The sequence below is a fragment of the Photorhabdus sp. RM322S genome, from assembly GCF_042879395.1.
Taxonomy (GTDB): Bacteria; Pseudomonadota; Gammaproteobacteria; order Enterobacterales; family Enterobacteriaceae; genus Photorhabdus; species Photorhabdus khanii.
In genome coordinates this window covers 39030-56369 of sequence record NZ_JBHFKW010000009.1, presented here as the reverse complement: position 1 = coordinate 56369, position 17340 = coordinate 39030, and the positions used below count along the sequence as shown (strand labels likewise).

Here is a 17340-nt window from a genome sequence, read left to right as displayed (position 1 = left end):
GCCATTTTTTGCTATCATAGTGGCAATTTTTTGATGGTGAACGCCAGGGCTTTTAGATCTTATGGATTAAGTACATTATTTATCTTTGATTTTGACCCTTTTTTCTACTACTTGCAGCTGTTTTCATAACACACTCCAGATCATAATTTATGTGCATAATTATAGCTCACAGATAATGAGCACAACCAGAAAATCCCAGAATTTTTGTTATTAATAGGAAAACGCAATTTATTTACATATTTTTAATCAAATATTGCAGATCAATAACTAAAAATCTTATATCCTAACTGACTAAAGAAGTTCTGAACTAAACGACAGAGAGATGATAAAGTGTTTTTTAGGTATTCGTTTTACTATTTAGTATAAAAATCTGAGTGATGTCGTTTAAAGTTGCATAAAGAATAGATGATATGTGGAATATAATCGTGTTGAACAAAATATTAGCACAACGGATTGCATTCAAGCTGGGGATTGATCAACCATAGATATTTTAATTTTGCAAAATTATCCATATTGGTAAGAAAAAATTATAAATTTTTGAGTATCTCTTCTATAAATTAAGGAAACGAGTTAGTTATGTTATTAAGTAAAAAATTCCGAGACGCGTTCACTTTGGTGTGCTTATTTAGCTTTCTCACCTTAGCCCATTTAAGTCTTGGGTATCAATTAAAGTTTATATATGTATTCAGTGCTTTTTCGATTCTAATATTGTTATCTAATTTTAGCTTCTCTATATATTGTATCTTTATACTTGCTATTGGATTAACTGGTGTGGTTTATTCTCCAGTAGGGTTGACTTATGGTTATCCTGATATTAATTCAGTAGGATCTTTAATTTATACCAACAAAAATGAAGCTATTGAATTCATCAGTGGGCTTCCTTTGTTTACCTATTTAGTTGCGTTGGCAATCATTGTCTTAATGTTTTTTTCTTTCAAGCTAAAAATAACTTTTAAGCGAAATAGTGTCATATTTCTGTCTCTTTTTTTTGTATTGTCAGCTTTTTGGTCACCGGTGAGAGGATATATAAAGTCTGATTTTAATCCTGATTTTAGTATATTAGCTTCTGGTTTACCTGAAGTCAGATTTTTTAGCGATCTGGTGGAGAGCTATAATGAAGTTAATTCTGAAAGGGTTAAATTTGCTGAAATAATAAAACAGAAGGATTCATGGCAGCCGGTGGTGGAAGAGGATAAATATGAAACATATATAATGGTAATTGGTGAAAGTGTTAGAAAAGATTTTATGAATACATATGGTTTTCCTTATAATAATACGCCGTGGCTGGACAAAGCCAATGGCAAGATATTTACAAATTATATTTCATCATCGGCGTCTACCCAGCTGTCTTTGACGAACTCACTTGCTCTGAAAGACGACAATACTATCAATTTAAACAACAGTGTCATAACGTTGGCGAAAAAAGCAGGGTTTTATACTTATTGGATATCTAACCAAGGTATGAAGAGTGCTTTTGATTCTCCGGTCGCTTTAATTGGGCAGCAGGCAGATAGTTTTAATTTTCTGAAAAGCGGCAGTTCTGATGACAGGCTTTATTTACCTGATGATAAATTGATGCCTTATATTAAAAAGGCGTTAATGTCAGAAAAGAAGAAAAAGCTGATTGTTATTCATCTGATGGGGTCTCATCCACAGGCATGCGTCAGAACTAATGGAAAATATGATCTTTTTTTACAATCGAAAGAAATTTCCTGTTATATAAAAAGTATCGCTAATACAGACAAGCTTCTTTCTGAAATTGTGTCTGAGGCGAATGATAATCATTTAAAATGGACTATGATGTATTTTTCAGATCATGGTCTTTCTCATGTTGATGAAGGAACCGAGCAGGAAAATCTGACACATAATGACAAGAATAAACAGAGTTTTCAGGTGCCTTTTTTTATTACCGGAAACGATTATTTTCATCGTGAAAAAATAACAGCGCAAAGAAGTGGATTACATTTTCTAACTTTATTTTCTCAATGGATTGGAATAAAGGAAAAAAAGATCCCCGATGATTGCAATATGATATCTAATAGCCAATGTAGTGGGCAAGGTAAGATTATTACATTTGAAAATGAAGTTAAAGATTATGATGAGTTGAATGAAGATTTCCTCGATACACAATTCGTCTCGGTGAAAAATAGTCATTAATCTATTTTTAATTATTTTAAATAATAATTTTATTGATTATTAAACTGTTGTGTAAAATTAAATGAGGTGAGCGGGTTTTCTCCTTGAATAAAATTCAGGGAGAAAAAGTCCTCTTACCATCATCCGCATTTTGTTAACACTATGACTTGAGCCAACTTTTCTTGCGTTAATTGAGATTAGTCGAGCCCTTTTGAAGGTGTTTCCCATATTCTGGAGAACCGTTTTACATTACTTGCTGTGTAAATAACGGTATGAGATATATTTCTGTGCCCGAGGTAATCTTGAATAAGGCGTGTATCTTTTCCCAAATCAGCGAGAGCATAACCGCAAGCATGTCTTAACATATGTGGGTAAGGTGAAATATTAACTAATGCTTGCTTGCCATAACGTTTTAATAAACCGTAAACTTGCTGGCGTGAAATCGCACCTGATTTTTGCGATAAAAAGACCCACGATGTATCTGATTCTCTCCACTGCTTCCTTATGTTAAGCCATTGATTTAACGCGCTGATTTCTTCTGGAACCAGTGGATGTGTTGTTGATAATCCTCCTTTTAGCCGCCTTACATGAATAATTTCCGAGTTAAGATCAAGATCGGATAGCATTAGATTACAGAGTTCACTGACTCTAAACCCATGAATGAAGCACATGAGTATCATGCAGTAATCTCTCTCAGCGTGACGACCTTGACGTGCTTTTTCTAAAATCGCATTAATTTCATGTCTTGTTAAGAATTTACGCTTCTTCATGAAAATAGTTCCTGTGAAATTTGAGCAGATAGTTATTGGTAGAAAATAATATTAATCTACCGGAATATATCAATTAATAGAGCTTTTATAAAATTATTGGCTGGTAATTCTATTTATTTTGGACAAAATCTATAAATACCTTTTTCAGATAGTTATAAATCGTCATTTTTTAATAGAAAATATCAGCTTGTAAACTTTGTAATTATATATTTGGAAACTATTAGACAATAAAAAGAAACTAAACAGAATGCACCAAACTGTAAATATGTTCCTACAAAACTACCTCTTAAGTCAAATTTAGTGTAATTCCAGATTGCCAATATTTAACTATTTATAATATATATATTTTCTTAGATATTTTTTACTATTTTCAGTAAGTAATTTAAATTACATTGTAAAATATCAGTCAATTCATCTGAATTCAGTCAGATATTAATTAATTACTTGGGTTATTAATTTTAAATAATATGAAATTTTGAATTTTTACTCTAAATTATTATGTCTTATTAGTATTTTTAACCAAATAAAACAGTTTGGTGCATTTTGTTTGGTTTTAAAAAATATTAATCCGAAATTTTGAAACCCTATTTTGTGCCGGATATCGGGTGCATGGATCGGGAATCCTGCGCTGCTATTTTTTTATGGTTATGGGTATTTTATCCTTAAATTCAAGGAATTAATTTACATGAAATTGAATAAATTGGTTATGGCTCTGGGATTGGGCATGGCTTTGGTCGCGGGTTCTGTAAATGCGGCTAATCCTAGCCAAGGTCATGGGACTGTGACTTTTACGGGTTCTATCATTGATGCGCCTTGTTCAATCACCCCGGAAACGGTTGATCAGATTGTACCATTGGGTTCTATCTCTAACGCGTCTTTGAAAAACGGCGGTCGTTCTTCTTCTAAGTCGTTCAAAATTTCTTTAGAGAACTGCACGACTGAAACGATAAATACAGTAACAACCACGTTTACCGGTGCCAAATCCAGTATCACTGGCGGTGATGATCTGCTGGGTATTGAAGGATCGGCTAAAGGCGCAGGCATTGCGATCACTGATGGGGGTGGCAATAAGATTAAACTGGGTACCCCTTCTCCCGCAGTAGCACTGCATGATGGTAGTAATGATCTGAACTTCGCTGCTTATCTTCAGGGTGATACCGGGCTTGATGCAGTTGTTCCGGGTGATTTCACCGGCATTGCCAATTTCCAACTGACTTATCAATAACTCTTTCATGCATGGAAACGCCTACAGGGAGGCAGGTGTTTCCTAATCAAAAATTTTGAATGAATTTGGTCGGAGAGAAGTCATGAGCCGATATTCTGCCGTTGTGGTGGTGCCCTGCCTGCTAATGTTTTCCTGCATTGCTGCCGGCGCTGAAGCGACTGTACCACGAGGAACACAAGGGCATGGTCGCGTTAGCATGCAAGGCGCCATTATTGATTCGGCTTGTGCGATTGACGCAGGTAGTCGTGACCAGACGATCGCGTTAGCCACGGCTCCGGTAAGCCGGATAGTACATGATGGACAGGTACCTGCTCGCCCCTTTTCCATCCACCTGATTAATTGCGTACTGACCTCTGCCACATTGGGGAAGCCTGACTGGCATCGCTTTCAGATGACGTTTGACGGCATGCCTGATGGGAATAATTTTCGATTGTATGGTGTAGCACGAGGTGTCGCGTTGCAAATTACTGACATATACGGCAATCAGGCTTATCCGGGAACGCCATTACCTGTGGGGGATTTACAGGAAGGGCATATGACTCTTAGTTACGCGATGCGATTGGTGGGTAATCACCAGTTATTGCAGGCGGGGCAGTATCGAACCACTGTCCGGTTCAAGCTGGATTATCACTAATCATCGATCAGAGAATGTTATGGTTTTGTTTTTTGGTTTGACCGCCGAACATGACAGGGTGGTCCCGGTTCGGCGTGTCCTGAATTCTTTTACTGTTTTGGGATTACTTGCCTTGGTTGGGACTCATGTTGCGTATGCGGAAGAAGAAATTGAATTTAATACCGACGTATTGGATGTTCAGGATCGTTCGCGGATTGATTTAAAAGAGTTTTCCCGTGCTGGTTATATTATGCCGGGGGATTACCAGATGATGATACGCCTGAATAAAAACGAGCTGTCTGAGATGCCGGTGACTTTTATGGTGCCACCGGATGATCCGAAGGGCAGTGTGGCCTGTCTGCCGCCTGATATGGTGAAGCAGCTAGGACTGCGGGCGGAATGGGAATCAAAGATTACTTGGTGGAACAATAATCAGTGTCTGGAAATTAACACGCTGCCAGGAATGATGGTGCGCGGCGATTTGGGCAGCGATACGTTATATCTGAGTGTGCCGCAAGCTTATCTTGAATACAGCTCATCAGACTGGGATCCGCCATCACGTTGGGATGAAGGGATTTTGGGAATGATGTTTGATTATAACGTCAACGCTCAGGTATCTAAGCCGGCTAAGGGAAATGAGAATCATAATATCAGTGCCAACGGCACAACCGGGATAAACTTTGGGGCGTGGCGTCTGCGGGCAGATTGGCAGTCACAATATAACCACATCACTGGACGGGAAGGGAGTACAGAGAGAAATTGGGATTGGAGCCGTTACTATATGTATCGGGCGATACCGCATTGGCAGGCCAAACTGACACTGGGTGAGGATTATCTCAATTCAGGTATTTTTGACAGCTTTCGTTTTACCGGGGCGAGTCTGGTGACGGATGACAATATGTTGCCGCCAAACCTGCGTGGTTATGCGCCGGAGGTGACTGGCGTGGCGAAAACCAATGCCAGAGTGACCATTCGTCAGCAGGGCCGGGTGTTATATGAGACTCAGGTTGCGCCCGGCCCATTCCGTATTCAGGACATCAATGATGCGGTCAGTGGCAAACTGGATGTCCGGGTGGAAGAACAGGATGGTGGCATACAGGAATTTCAGGTCGATACAGCGAGCATTCCTTATCTGACCCGTCCGGGCCGGGTGCAGTACAAACTGGCGGCGGGTAAGCCGACCAATTGGAAGCACCATAGTGAGGGGAACGGCTTTGGGTTGGGCGAATTTTCCTGGGGGATAAACAACGGTTGGTCACTGTATGGTGGGTTATTGGGGGCCGGAGATTATAACGCGCTGTCGTTGGGGGTAGGGCGTGATCTGATGGCCTTCGGTGCGTTGTCGTTTGATGTGACTGAATCCCGTGCCCGCTTACCGGATGAGGGTAAAACTTTGACCGGCGGCTCTTATCGTCTCAGTTATTCCAAGCGTTTTGAGGAATATGACAGTCAGGTGACGTTTGCGGGTTATCGCTTCTCAGAACGTGACTTCATGAGCATGAGCCAGTATTTGGATCGCCGTTATCACGATGGGGATGCGGAGAGTAATAAAGAACTTTATACCATTATGTTGAATAAACAGTTCACGGATTTAGGGATCAGTACTTATCTGAACTACAGCCACCAGACTTACTGGAACCAGTCGAACAATGATCGCTACAACATATCGGTATCACGCTATTTCGGTATTGGAACCATTAAGAATATTAACCTGAACCTATCGGCTTATCGTAATAAATATGAAGGTAAGAATGACGATGGCATGTATATGACGTTATCCCTGCCGTGGGGGAATTCAGGAACGATCAGTTATAACGCGATGGTCAACCGCAAAGGTAATTCCAATACGGTAGGTTATTACGACCGGATTAATGAAAACAGCAGCTATCGTTTAGCGGCGGGTACCAGTATTGACGGTAAGGCAGCGGCTAACGGCTATTTAACCCATTACGGTGATCTTGCCCAACTGACGACAAGTGCGAGTTATCAGGATGGGCGTTATACCTCGGCGGCGCTTGCTGTTCAGGGTGGGGTGACTGTCACGTCAGAAGGTGCGGCATTGCATCGCATCAATACGCCGGGTACGACGCGTCTGATGGTAGATACCGATGGTGTCGGGGGTGTCCCGGTGAAAGGCTTCGGTGCGATTACCCATACCAATATGTTCGGTAAGGCGGTGATCTCTGATGTAAACAACTATTACCGCAACAGTGCGAGTATTGATTTGAATAAGCTACCGGACAATGTGGAAGCAATACGGTCGGTACAACAAGCGACGCTGACGGAAGGGGCGATTGGCTACCGTAAATTTCAGGTGATATCCGGTGAGAAAGCGATGAGCATGATCCGTTTGTCGGACGGGAGTATACCTCCGTTTGGGGCCACCGTATTGAATCAGGATAAACGGGAGATTGGCATCGTCAATGATGGTGGGAATACCTACCTGAGCGGGATAAATCCGGGGGAGAAACTGGATGTACGCTGGGATGGGGAGTTGCAGTGTGTGATTGAACTGCCGCATGAATTATCAATAGTCGAAGAGATGGCCTCGTTATTACTGCCTTGCCAGTTGGCTGGCGGTAATAAGCAGCCATAGTTTCAACTAACAGGCAGCGTGAAAACCTTGTTGCTGTCACCAGAACTTATCGCGGTGACCCGTAATGACGCTGAAATGACATATTCTGAGAATGAGTAATTGAGCATGAAATTGAAGAAAACAATGAATGCAGTAACGATCGCAGCCCTGAGTTTGTCAGTGGTCAGTGAGTCAATGGCGGCCATTGCACTGGATCGTACCCGGATAGTGTTTAACGGTGAGGATAAATCCACCAGTATGGATATCAGCAACCAGAACAAAGAGTTGCCGTACCTGGCTCAGGGCTGGATAGAAGATGAACAGGGTAACAAAATCAATGGTCCGTTAGTGGTGACACCGCCGGTGCAGCGAGTGGAGCCGGGGGCAAAGAGCCAGGTGAAAATACAGTCACTGCCGGCAATAGCACAGCTGCCACAGGACCGGGAAAGCCTGTTCTATTTTAATTTGCGTGAAATTCCGCCGCGCAGCAAGAAACCGAACACATTGCAAATTGCGCTGCAAACTCGGATAAAACTGTTCTATCGGCCAAAGGCGATTTTTGCCAGTCGCACTGATCTGGATAACCCGTGGCAGGAGAAGATGACACTGACACGTCAGGGGGATCAATATCAGGTGAACAACCCGACTCCGTATTACATCACCGTGGTGGATGCGTCGAATCAGCTTAAAGGGAAAACTGTGGCGGATTTTAAGCCATTGATGGTGGCGCCAAAAAGCAGTGCGGTGCTGAGTGGGAGTGCGGGGGCTTTGGGAAGTGCGCCGGTACTGACCTACGTCAATGATTTTGGTGGCCGGCCACAACTGACTTTTAGCTGTGCAGGAAACCAGTGTCAGGTGGCTGAACGTTCGTCGTAACGGGCGAAGCCGCGAGGAGCGACAATGAACATAAAGCGGGCAGGTTGCGCACTGGTGTTGGCGATCTTACTGATACCGGTGACGGTGAGTCAGGCGGTGGAGAACCGGGTTGCGGATATAGATAGTCACCACGGTGAACTGCATGTGTTTGGTATGTTAACTGAGGCGGCGTGCCGTCTGGATATGACTTCTGAGTGGCAGGAAGTGAGTTTGGGGACGACGCTGAACAGTGATTTACGCCAGCCGGGAGATAAAGGCACGCCGATACCGTTCACCCTGAAATTCCGCGACTGTTTACGGACCAAAGGGGCGGTGCGAGATACCCGGACAGGCAATCTGACGTGGAGTAACTTGCAGCCGGTGGTGACCGTCAGTTTTGTGGCTGCGGCGGATCGGGATTATCCTCATCTGGTACGGGTGGCGGGTATCACCGGGTTGGGATTGCAGATCACAGATACTGCTAACAATGATGTCCGATTGGGAGAACGGGGACGCCCGCATTTTGTGGCAGCGGGGCAGGATAGTCTGGTGTATTACGTGACGCCGGTGCGAACGTCGGGAGCATTGGAGGTCGGGCATTACTGGGCAGTGGTGGATTTTAGGGTGAATTATGACTAAGCCTCTGCGAATAAGAAAGCCATACCGCAGGCGAAAAAAATGGGTTGTATTACTGCTGGGTTGTCTGCTGAGTGCTGGTGTTCAGGCTGATTTACCGACAAAAAGGGTAAACGTCGCAGCAACGCCAGTGAGTAGTCTTTCGGGTAAAACGCCGGTCAATATTTATGGCGTTGTTATCGCGCCTCCACCTTGTGTGATTAATAATGGTAATACTATTGATGTGGATTTTGGTGAAGTGATGATTACTCGTATTGATGGGGTTAATTACATGAAGCCGGTTAAGTACACGGTGAAATGTGAAAAAATGCCGGCCAATGCGATGAAAATGATGATATCGGGTAACACTGCCAGTTTTGACCGGGCAGTGTTACAAACCAATCACTCTGGGCTTGGTATCGCGGTTATTCATAACGGACAGAGATTACTCGTCAATGACTGGATGAAATTTACCTACCCGGATTTTCCTGAGTTACATGCGGTGCCGGTAAAAAATATGACGGCAGTATTGAAAGGTGGTGGTTTTGGCGCAGCTGCCACGATGATGGTTGAATACCAATGAACAGGAGACACTGATGAAGCATTTGATTTATTGTGCTTTCTGGACGGTTTTCCTGGGATTGATCAGCGTGATGCCGGGGCAGGCGGCAGATAATATGTGGTTTCATGGCACACTGCTTGAACCGCCCCCTTGCATTATTAATGACGGTAATATGATTGACATCTATTTCGGTCATAACGTTGGAATACATCAGGTGGATGGGGTGAATTATACCCAACCGGTGAATTATCAATTGGTGTGTGCGCCTAATGTTTCAGGCTGGAGTTTAGGATTGACGGTGATTGGCCCACAGACTTCATTTGATGCTGCTGCTTTGAAAACGAATATCACCAATTTGGGTATTCGTCTGACTTTGGATGGTAAAGCATTCACTCTTAACAAACGTGTTCCGGTGACATCACAGAAACTGCCGGTGATACAGGCTGTGCCGGTGAAAAAACCGGGAAGCACGTTACCAGAAGGGGCATTTGAAGTGACGGCGACATTACTGGCGGAATACCAGTGAAAGGAAAGCCAATGAACTATTTCAAGTTATTCGTGTTGCGCGTTAGTTTTATGATTGTTACTACGGCGGTTTATGGCAATCAGCTGGTACAGGCTGCGGATAATATGCGTTTTTACGGCGCATTGGTTGAAGAACCCTGCACGATTAAACCGGGTGATGAAGATATCCGGCTCGATTTGGGCACGATTGCTGAAAAATATTTGTATATGCATGGCAGGACCCATAGTGAGCCTTTTCAGCTAAAGCTGTCTGGCTGTGATATGAGTGTGGGGAAATCTATTAAACTGACATTCAATGGGGTGGAAAATACACAACTTCCGGGTTTATTAGCATTAGGCGCGGGTAGCCAGGCTTCCGGGATTGCCATTGGTATCGAAACGGCTGAAGGCAAACGGTTGCCGTTGAATAAAGACGGGGATGCCTATCCGCTAAAAGAGGGTGAAAACGTGATTATCCTGAAAGCGTATGTGCAGGCTGAACCAACGGCGTTGGTTAACCAGACGATAAAACGGGGCGTGTTTCATGCTATTGTGACATTTAATCTCAACTATGACTAATCGCACAGTTTTGGTTTTATTTTATTAGGTAAGTAAATGAAAAAATTATTCTCTGCTTGTCTGGTATTTTTATCGCTGTTCTCATCAGGTGCTGCGGCATCAATATTTTCATATATCACTAAATCTGAAGGTGTTCCGACAAATGCCTATTATACTTTTGTGATTGAACGTTGGGACGAAGAAAACGATTTTACGCCAAATCCTTGTTATGGTTATTCTGCGTGTTGGGTGTCTGTTAACCATCGTCATAGTGTAGACGGTTATTCAGGGCAGCCATATAAACTATTCAATATCCGTGTAGAGAGATACAGGACGATGAAACAAGTTCAGGCTCAGATATTGAAACAAACCAGTTTTCCAATTACCGGAATTGCAAAACATGTTGGCCCGGCTATTCAGTTTCATCAGGAATGTGTGGGGTTGTTTTATGAAACTGATCGAAATGGTTTTAGAGGGAGACTATTGCCGGGATCTTTATGTGGTGTTGCACCCCCTCCGATAGGTTTTTGTCAAGTAAGTGAGGGGTCAGTTGAACTTAATTACGGTAATATTGATGAAGCAGAATTGGAAGGCGCAAGCAGAACTGAGAATATTAATGTGACCTGTAATAGAGATATAGAGATTGTTGTGACAGCGACGGGTCCTGATAGGGGATTCGTACCGTTGAGAAGTGATGGTAGTTTAAAAGCCCAGTTGTTATTAAATAATAGAAGAGGCGAAGAGGGTGTTTCTGTTTTTGTACCGGCTGGAGGAAGCGTACCAGTTATGGTGAAATCAGTTTTACAGAAAAATGGCAAAGTAGAAGCCGGTCCTTTTTCTGGATCAGGGGCAATAATTTTGGCAATGCCATAAAATAGGGTGTTATTTTAAGCTAAAGGTTGGGATGAAAATGAGACAAGATCATCTATTAGTAGGGAAGCGTATTCAGAAAAGAAGGAAAGAATTAGGCATGACCGCAGTAAAATTGGCGGAGCAAATAGCTATCAGCCAACAACAACTTTCACGCTATGAGAGAGGGATAAACCGCATTAATTTATCCCATTTGGTGCAGATTGCTTCAATATTGGATACACCGATAAACTGGTTTTTCCTTGATTGTTGTTATCCTGCAACCAATAACAGCGTCAGTAAATTAACAGACCAATATATTCCTATTGCGGAAGCGACATTGGGTAAATTTGGATGTTAACTGATTATGGCTTAAATAGGGGGAAGATATAAACCGGTTGATGGCTGAGTTTCGTGACCGACGGAACGGTCACTTTAATGGTTTTTTGTCAGTGATATCGCCACAATAAATGAATAGTTTATTCTTATCTATTTATTTTATTTTTTTAACAATCATTAATGCTATAACTGAAATATTTATTGAAATTTTAGAATAAAGTCACCACCAACGTGTAACTCTCTTGCGCCTTCCCATTCTGCTCCTTTTAACTCATGATCGAGATATTTTTCCGGTAACTCTTTATCTGAAAAAATCAGTTTCATAACCTCAATCATATCGTTCATATTTCTACGACCAGCCCGATTATAACGTTCCCAAGACTTTGCAAAAGTACGTGTATACTCTATCCGTCGGGGTAATTTACTCCGTTTGTTGTTTATCATTCAGTCCCTTGAGCATGGTTTCTACAGAGTGATAACGATGTTCTGCTTTTATTTCCAGTTCTTTGGCTTCTTGTAAGGCTGCCAGTGTCTTAGTAGAGGGGCGTCGTTTAACTTCAAAGGGTAACCCTTGAGATTGCACAACTTGTTCTAAGAATAGACGAATGGCACTGCTGACGGTGAGGCCACAATCATTCAGGACAGTCATAGCGTTGTTTTTCAGCTCTTCGGAGATCCGTGTCTTAATACTTGTTTGCATGATATCCTCCTCATTATGTTGTGAGTACATTGTGCCCACAAATAAACTTGAATTCAACTTTTTCTTACTTGCCAATGGTGAGGAAGCAGTTAAAGAGTATGATACGGATGTTGATTTATTTAATGATATAACTGAAAGATTCATTGAGCTTTTACGACACCCTCTTTACGGCGGGGAGCAGTCACAAGAGTGAAAAAATTAAGAGTATTATCAATTTTTTTTAAATTCATAGAAGCAATTATTGGTTTTTTGTTGGTTGTTCTATTTTATTGAAATTCCACGATAAAATTAGAAAGCTTTTTGTTTTAAAGGTTTTTTGTGATGAGTGATACTCAGCGTGTTTATCTGACATTCCCATCATTAAAAAATGTGTTCTCTGACTACGGAAGCACCCATTTCAGATACAGGTGCTTCCGTATTTGCAACAGTATTAATTACATAAAATATACATTATACCAATAACACCGCATCTAACCCCGCATTTCTGTTATTTCAATTTCTTTATCGAAACGTAAATGCTCATCGGCAGCCATTGGAATTAACCAACGTAAGTTATAGATAACATTATCGGGTAATGCATTTGTTTCATAGATATTGACGATCTCTTTTTCAATAGATTTTGCAGAATAAACCCGATCATCACACATAGAGAGAAAATTTACCCGATAAACGTCAGGGCGAGTTAAGACAGTAAATAGTCGCCATTCTTCAGGGCGTGTTTCAATTCCTGCTTCTTCAGCGAATTCTCTTGCCATTGCCTGTTGAGGGTTTTCACCTGCCTCTATTTTACCGCCAATCCCGTTAAGTTTCCCTGTTTGCCAACTGGGTTGTAATTTTGAGATTAAAGCGACATGTTTTTTATCTTTAGAAAACATAAATCCAGTTACATAATGAATCATTATTTTTTCCACTATTATTATTGAATGACTAATGTTTGATTTCTATCTGGTCCATATGAGACGTACTTGATAGGAACTCCAGCATAGTCTTGAATAAAAGACAAGAAGTTAATCAATTCGGTGGGAAGCTCTGCCAAGTGTGTATATGATCCGTTAAGCTCTCCCCAGCATTTAAAGGTTTTATAGATAGGTTTTGCTCTATCTAACTGTAATAATGCGTTATCACAACTCACGATTTCATCGTCAATGTCATATGCAATAGCCGCTTTTATTTCGTGTAAGCCAGCAAGAACATCAACATTCGTGATTGCCAGTTCGGTTACCCCATTGAGTTTTACCGCATGTTTAATCAGAGATAAATCCAACCAGCCACAACGTCTTGGTCTTTTTGAAACGGTACCATATTCGTTTCCACGTTCCCGAATATAGTCAGCTTTCTCGTCAGATAATTCTGTGGGGAATGGTCCGTTGCCTACGCGGATCATATAGGATTTCATCACACCGACAATATGTATTTTCTGCGCCGGTATACCTATCATAGCAAAACAAGTTTGAACTAATGTTTGATACGCTACGGTATAAGGATAAGTACCGAAACTATTATCTAAGAAAGTGGCTTGTGATGTTTCAAGTAAAACATCTTCTCCAGCATTCAGTAAATCACCGATAACTTCATTGGTGAATGTGAAATAAGGCTCTATTCTCTTGCCATATTGATGCGTTTTTTCTAACATCTCTTCAAAATCTAATGTGGCTTCTTCATTAAAAACATGATTAATCTGTTTTTCCCTGATATCCCAAAGAAATTCTAATTTAGTTCTTAATTTCTCTTTATCTAAGGTATCAATAAGCCGGATACCATGACGATTAGATTTATCTTCAACACAGGCACCGACGCCGATACCAACCGAGCCTATTTTATTTTTACCTTTATATTTCTCTGATGCTTTATTTAGCTCGGCATGTAATGGTAAAACAATATGGCAGCGGGGATCGATAAATATGTTAGAGTTAATGTTTTCTTTTTGTATGAAATCAATCTCTTTAATGAGTATCGGTAGGCTAATTAACGCTCCTTGACATATATATAAATTTTTTTCATTCAATGATGAGGGTAATTGGGAGAATGATCCTCTTATGTTTCCACATTGTACACTATGGCCGGCATTTGCTCCGCCATTAAATCTGGCGACGTTATTAATATTAACGGATAAATAGTCAACAAATTTTCCTTTCCCTTCATCTCCGAATTGGAGTCCAACGACAGAAATTAACATAAATTTATTCCTTTTATTTATGGAGTTAGCATAGATAATAGTTAAACTTTATCTTTAATCATTTATTTTTAAATGACCAAACAGATTTCTTTTTATTATGGTTATTTTTGGCAGTTATTTTTAATAAATCCCTTTTTATTGTTTATATACCAGCGAATCGGCTATTAATAATGCTTCACTTAAGGTATCAACAATGGGGACACCTGCGGTTTCAAGACTTATACGGCTGTGGGTTCCCCCGGTATATAGAATGGCATGAGTACCTGCCGCTAATGCCGCAATGGCATCATCAGTAGCATCACCAATAACAACACTTTGCTCAGGGGAAATATTGAGGTTTTTTACGTGATTAACCAATTGCACTGATTTGCCGGTTGTCAATAATGGCGTATTTCTGCCATCTATACAGGTAAAGAATTTGCCAATGCCATGATTGTCAATCATAGGCAACAATTCATCATGTTGCATCAGTGAGCATAATGATTGAGTAGCACCAGCTTGATAGCGGGAAGCAAGTAACTGGCTTACGCCTTCAGTTAAACTGGCTTTTTGCAGGCCCGGTCGATAGTGAAGATTAAATGTGTTTCCGATCACTGACCATTCAGAGGATGAGGGTTCACGCCCAATCACTTGTTTATAGAACGCTTGTACCGGAACACAATAATATTCCCGATATTGTTCCAGCGTCAGTGGTCCAATGCCAATTTCAGCAAGTGCAAAATTCGTTGCATTTAACGCTGCGTTGACGTCATTAAGCAATGTTCCATTCCAATCCCAAATAATATGTGCTGTTGCCATAATCAATTATTTCCCTTTTCCAAACTAATTTTCCGAGCAGAACATTCAGGGCATTGATGTGCCAAGGTCTTAAATGCATCTATTGGTTGCTCACAATTCAGTGGTGTTTGTGATTCCAGATTCGATAGAAAACGCAATAATTTTGTTGCCCATGTTGAGTCTGCCAGGGTGTCATGAAGGACAGATAACAAACTGTATGAATAGGCGACCCAATCCGCAGTGGTTGTATGAGCATATTTACCATCAGTTAAGAGCTGGGTAACCAAACTGTTTAGTACCCGATGATGTCTGAAACACCAAGGTGTCAATACATCTAAAGTTTCGGGGCTAAATATACGATCAGGATGCCCATAAGTACGGGTACGTAATAGTTTTTCCCAGTGTAGTTCGATGGCTAGTGCTTTCGGACGTTGCCCGGTTTCCGTTATCACCAAGTCGATCGCCTGACGTAAGGTATCTCCTGTTCCACAATTATCATCAATAATCGTCACTGTTTGCCCAGACGGAATGTCATGTCCCCACAGGCGATTGCTCTTATTAGATGCATCGTCGTAGCGTGAGATTTTCACTAAATTGAGATCGCTGCCCCATGCCGCTGCGGTGACTGCCGCCGCCGATGATCCTCCCAACATAATGCCAACAACCGAGGCGTTTGGGCATGCATCAATTTGTGCCACGGCTAACGTTAACAGGTGATTATCCCCTTCAATATACGGTCTGGGCACTTTGTGTTCCGAAGAAAACGGCAATTTCAGGTCACGGATCGAGGAGGATGAAAAAGTGAATGCTGTGCCTGTCAGTGTTGAGCTGACGACTTTAGCGCACTCTTTGACCCCATCAATGAACGGCACAATATCTTCGTTAACGGTTTGCGGAGAGCTTAATAAGCTATCAATAACTCTGAGCAACTTTGCCAGGATATGATCGGCTAATATATATTTTGATGGGGTGGCACACAGCTCATCTGTACACTGGAGTTGAGTGATGTGCTCCGCGTAATATTTCGCTGTCGCTAATAGGTCCTGGCAAGATTTTTGTTCGTAATAGGCAACGCCGCGGGAACCGACGAATTCCGATGTCTCTGTGAGTAAGCCCGGAAGCGACACGACTTCTTTTGCTAAATAGCCTGCTTCAGGTATGCCGCGCAACTCACCCAATAAACCAATAGCGCGAAGATCCAAAGCCGGAGATAAAGAGAATGTCCAGGACATATTCAACTCCTCGGCGATTGCGTTGCGGCAAGGGCATCTTCGAGAGAAACTTTACCGATATGTAAAGCCTGACCAAGAATTGCACCTTCAACACCCAGCGTGTACATGTCCGCTAAAGCACGCAGATCATCTATGCTTGATACCCCGCCGCCGGCAATCACGGGTGATGAAGTTTGCGCACAGACTTCACGTAATAGGGTGAAATTTGGTGAACTCATCATGCCGCCCCGCTCAACATCGGTCACGACGTAGCGCTGACAACCTTGTCTATCAAGGCGTTCAAGTACATCCCAGAGATTGCCATTGTTGACATTCCATCCGTGGGTTGTCAGTTGATAACCTTCTGATGTGCTTCTTACATCTAAGGCGATTGCGATTTTATCGCCATGCTCTGCAATAGCCCGGGCACACCAATCTGGTTTTTCTAATGCGGCGGTTCCCAAATTAACCCGCTGGCATCCGGTTGCTAATACTTTGCTCAAAATCGCTTCATCTCTGATCCCGCCACAGACCTGGACATGAATATCGACTGCGGCAATAACATCAGCAATCAAATGGCTGTTTGAACCTCGCCCTGATGCCGCATCAAGATCAACAACATGTATCCATTTCGCCCCGGCATTTTGCCAGGCCAGTGCGACCTCTACCGGGGTACCTAAAGGTCTCCGCAATGTTGAATTTTCACCACGGGTTAATCGAATCGCAGAATTCGATGTCATCGCTATGCCGTCAACAATATCAACAGAGGGAAAGACCTCAAATGTTTCCTTACTTATCATTAGATTCACCTAAATAATCCCAAATATATAATTTATAAACTAATAACAATATGTGATTAATTCAATTATAGGTTG

Annotated in this window: 19 protein-coding genes; 11 read left to right on the top strand and 8 right to left on the bottom strand. The window is 41.9% G+C overall.

Annotation, left to right across the window (positions count from 1 at the left end):
* Nucleotides 1–771 precede the first annotated feature (771 nt).
* The gene (locus tag ACGF63_RS07675) at nt 772–2157 is read left to right on the top strand and encodes a phosphoethanolamine transferase (protein ID WP_157890163.1); all 1386 of its coding nucleotides are present in this window, start codon (nt 772–774) and stop codon (nt 2155–2157) included.
* 176 nt (nt 2158–2333) lie between these two features.
* On the opposite strand, the gene ACGF63_RS07670 is transcribed toward ACGF63_RS07675, so the two are convergent.
* Nucleotides 2334–2906, bottom strand: a complete 573-nt coding sequence (locus ACGF63_RS07670) for a tyrosine-type DNA invertase (protein WP_152963153.1) — start codon at nt 2904–2906, stop codon at nt 2334–2336.
* Between the two features lie 685 nt (nt 2907–3591).
* Here ACGF63_RS07670 and ACGF63_RS07665 point away from each other — a divergent pair.
* From ACGF63_RS07665 to ACGF63_RS07620, 10 genes are all read left to right on the top strand, one after another.
* Nucleotides 3592–4131, top strand: a complete 540-nt coding sequence (locus tag ACGF63_RS07665; protein ID WP_152963152.1) for a fimbrial protein — start codon at nt 3592–3594, stop codon at nt 4129–4131.
* Between the two features lie 82 nt (nt 4132–4213).
* Complete coding sequence (locus ACGF63_RS07660) at nt 4214–4765, top strand: fimbrial protein (protein WP_387629881.1); 552 nt, start codon at nt 4214–4216, stop codon at nt 4763–4765.
* A gap of 19 nt (nt 4766–4784) precedes the next feature.
* A complete protein-coding gene (locus tag ACGF63_RS07655) occupies nt 4785–7340 on the top strand; it encodes an outer membrane usher protein (RefSeq protein ID WP_036849669.1) in 2556 nt (851 codons plus the stop codon).
* A 123-nt stretch (nt 7341–7463) separates the two neighbouring features.
* Nucleotides 7464–8195: a fimbria/pilus periplasmic chaperone gene (locus ACGF63_RS07650; RefSeq protein ID WP_198539188.1), complete on the top strand. Its 732-nt coding sequence runs from the start codon at nt 7464–7466 to the stop codon at nt 8193–8195.
* 24 nt (nt 8196–8219) lie between these two features.
* Nucleotides 8220–8813: a fimbrial protein gene (locus ACGF63_RS07645; RefSeq protein ID WP_166291024.1), complete on the top strand. Its 594-nt coding sequence runs from the start codon at nt 8220–8222 to the stop codon at nt 8811–8813.
* Nucleotides 8806–9372 carry a fimbrial protein gene (locus ACGF63_RS07640; RefSeq protein ID WP_036849672.1) on the top strand — a complete coding sequence of 189 codons (567 nt, stop codon included), beginning with the start codon at nt 8806–8808 and terminating at the stop codon, nt 9370–9372. The genes ACGF63_RS07645 and ACGF63_RS07640 overlap by 8 nt, the downstream gene beginning before the upstream one ends.
* 13 nt (nt 9373–9385) lie before the next feature.
* Nucleotides 9386–9877 carry a fimbrial protein gene (locus tag ACGF63_RS07635; protein ID WP_387629878.1) on the top strand — a complete coding sequence of 164 codons (492 nt, stop codon included), beginning with the start codon at nt 9386–9388 and terminating at the stop codon, nt 9875–9877.
* A gap of 11 nt (nt 9878–9888) precedes the next feature.
* Complete coding sequence (locus ACGF63_RS07630; RefSeq protein ID WP_152963147.1) at nt 9889–10434, top strand: fimbrial protein; 546 nt, start codon at nt 9889–9891, stop codon at nt 10432–10434.
* Nucleotides 10435–10470: 36 nt separating this feature from the next.
* Nucleotides 10471–11286: a hypothetical protein gene (locus ACGF63_RS07625; RefSeq protein WP_036849675.1), complete on the top strand. Its 816-nt coding sequence runs from the start codon at nt 10471–10473 to the stop codon at nt 11284–11286.
* Between the two features lie 31 nt (nt 11287–11317).
* A complete protein-coding gene (locus ACGF63_RS07620) occupies nt 11318–11623 on the top strand; it encodes a helix-turn-helix domain-containing protein (protein WP_132354721.1) in 306 nt (101 codons plus the stop codon).
* Nucleotides 11624–11799: 176 nt separating this feature from the next.
* Here the strand turns inward: ACGF63_RS07620 and ACGF63_RS07615 are convergent, their stop codons facing one another.
* The 7 genes from ACGF63_RS07615 to ACGF63_RS07585 form a co-directional block, all read right to left on the bottom strand.
* Nucleotides 11800–12045 carry a type II toxin-antitoxin system YafQ family toxin gene (locus ACGF63_RS07615; protein WP_081738274.1) on the bottom strand — a complete coding sequence of 82 codons (246 nt, stop codon included), beginning with the start codon at nt 12043–12045 and terminating at the stop codon, nt 11800–11802.
* Nucleotides 12023–12301 carry a type II toxin-antitoxin system RelB/DinJ family antitoxin gene (locus ACGF63_RS07610; protein WP_036849677.1) on the bottom strand — a complete coding sequence of 93 codons (279 nt, stop codon included), beginning with the start codon at nt 12299–12301 and terminating at the stop codon, nt 12023–12025. The genes ACGF63_RS07615 and ACGF63_RS07610 overlap by 23 nt, the downstream gene beginning before the upstream one ends.
* A 470-nt stretch (nt 12302–12771) precedes the next feature.
* Nucleotides 12772–13200: an NUDIX domain-containing protein gene (locus ACGF63_RS07605; RefSeq protein WP_152963145.1), complete on the bottom strand. Its 429-nt coding sequence runs from the start codon at nt 13198–13200 to the stop codon at nt 12772–12774.
* A 17-nt stretch (nt 13201–13217) separates the two neighbouring features.
* Nucleotides 13218–14477, bottom strand: coding sequence for an adenylosuccinate synthase (locus tag ACGF63_RS07600; protein ID WP_152963144.1), 1260 nt, complete (start codon nt 14475–14477; stop codon nt 13218–13220).
* Between the two features lie 135 nt (nt 14478–14612).
* Nucleotides 14613–15275 carry an HAD family hydrolase gene (locus tag ACGF63_RS07595; protein WP_152963143.1) on the bottom strand — a complete coding sequence of 221 codons (663 nt, stop codon included), beginning with the start codon at nt 15273–15275 and terminating at the stop codon, nt 14613–14615.
* A 2-nt stretch (nt 15276–15277) separates the two neighbouring features.
* On the bottom strand, nt 15278–16486 hold the full coding sequence (locus ACGF63_RS07590) for a phosphoribosyltransferase (RefSeq protein ID WP_152963142.1): 1209 nt from the start codon (nt 16484–16486) through the stop codon (nt 15278–15280).
* 2 nt (nt 16487–16488) lie between these two features.
* Nucleotides 16489–17265 (bottom strand): HisA/HisF-related TIM barrel protein, encoded by a 777-nt coding sequence (locus ACGF63_RS07585; protein WP_036849683.1) that lies wholly within the window; start codon nt 17263–17265, stop codon nt 16489–16491.
* Nucleotides 17266–17340: the final 75 nt, after the last annotated feature.

Excerpts from the sequence above, each read along its gene's own strand:
- ACGF63_RS07670 (WP_152963153.1), bottom strand. The coding sequence starts at position 2,906 with ATGAAGAAGCGTAAATTCTTAACAAGACATGAAATTAATGCGATTTTA.
- ACGF63_RS07665 (WP_152963152.1), top strand. The coding sequence starts at position 3,592 with ATGAAATTGAATAAATTGGTTATGGCTCTGGGATTGGGCATGGCTTTG.
- ACGF63_RS07660 (WP_387629881.1), top strand. The coding sequence starts at position 4,214 with ATGAGCCGATATTCTGCCGTTGTGGTGGTGCCCTGCCTGCTAATGTTT.
- ACGF63_RS07655 (WP_036849669.1), top strand. The coding sequence starts at position 4,785 with ATGGTTTTGTTTTTTGGTTTGACCGCCGAACATGACAGGGTGGTCCCG.
- ACGF63_RS07650 (WP_198539188.1), top strand. The coding sequence starts at position 7,464 with ATGAATGCAGTAACGATCGCAGCCCTGAGTTTGTCAGTGGTCAGTGAG.
- ACGF63_RS07645 (WP_166291024.1), top strand. The coding sequence starts at position 8,220 with ATGAACATAAAGCGGGCAGGTTGCGCACTGGTGTTGGCGATCTTACTG.
- ACGF63_RS07640 (WP_036849672.1), top strand. The coding sequence starts at position 8,806 with ATGACTAAGCCTCTGCGAATAAGAAAGCCATACCGCAGGCGAAAAAAA.
- ACGF63_RS07635 (WP_387629878.1), top strand. The coding sequence starts at position 9,386 with ATGAAGCATTTGATTTATTGTGCTTTCTGGACGGTTTTCCTGGGATTG.
- ACGF63_RS07630 (WP_152963147.1), top strand. The coding sequence starts at position 9,889 with ATGAACTATTTCAAGTTATTCGTGTTGCGCGTTAGTTTTATGATTGTT.
- ACGF63_RS07625 (WP_036849675.1), top strand. The coding sequence starts at position 10,471 with ATGAAAAAATTATTCTCTGCTTGTCTGGTATTTTTATCGCTGTTCTCA.
- ACGF63_RS07620 (WP_132354721.1), top strand. The coding sequence starts at position 11,318 with ATGAAAATGAGACAAGATCATCTATTAGTAGGGAAGCGTATTCAGAAA.
- ACGF63_RS07615 (WP_081738274.1), bottom strand. The coding sequence starts at position 12,045 with ATGATAAACAACAAACGGAGTAAATTACCCCGACGGATAGAGTATACA.
- ACGF63_RS07610 (WP_036849677.1), bottom strand. The coding sequence starts at position 12,301 with ATGCAAACAAGTATTAAGACACGGATCTCCGAAGAGCTGAAAAACAAC.
- ACGF63_RS07605 (WP_152963145.1), bottom strand. The coding sequence starts at position 13,200 with ATGATTCATTATGTAACTGGATTTATGTTTTCTAAAGATAAAAAACAT.
- ACGF63_RS07600 (WP_152963144.1), bottom strand. The coding sequence starts at position 14,477 with ATGTTAATTTCTGTCGTTGGACTCCAATTCGGAGATGAAGGGAAAGGA.
- ACGF63_RS07595 (WP_152963143.1), bottom strand. The coding sequence starts at position 15,275 with ATGGCAACAGCACATATTATTTGGGATTGGAATGGAACATTGCTTAAT.
- ACGF63_RS07590 (WP_152963142.1), bottom strand. The coding sequence starts at position 16,486 with ATGTCCTGGACATTCTCTTTATCTCCGGCTTTGGATCTTCGCGCTATT.
- ACGF63_RS07585 (WP_036849683.1), bottom strand. The coding sequence starts at position 17,265 with ATGATAAGTAAGGAAACATTTGAGGTCTTTCCCTCTGTTGATATTGTT.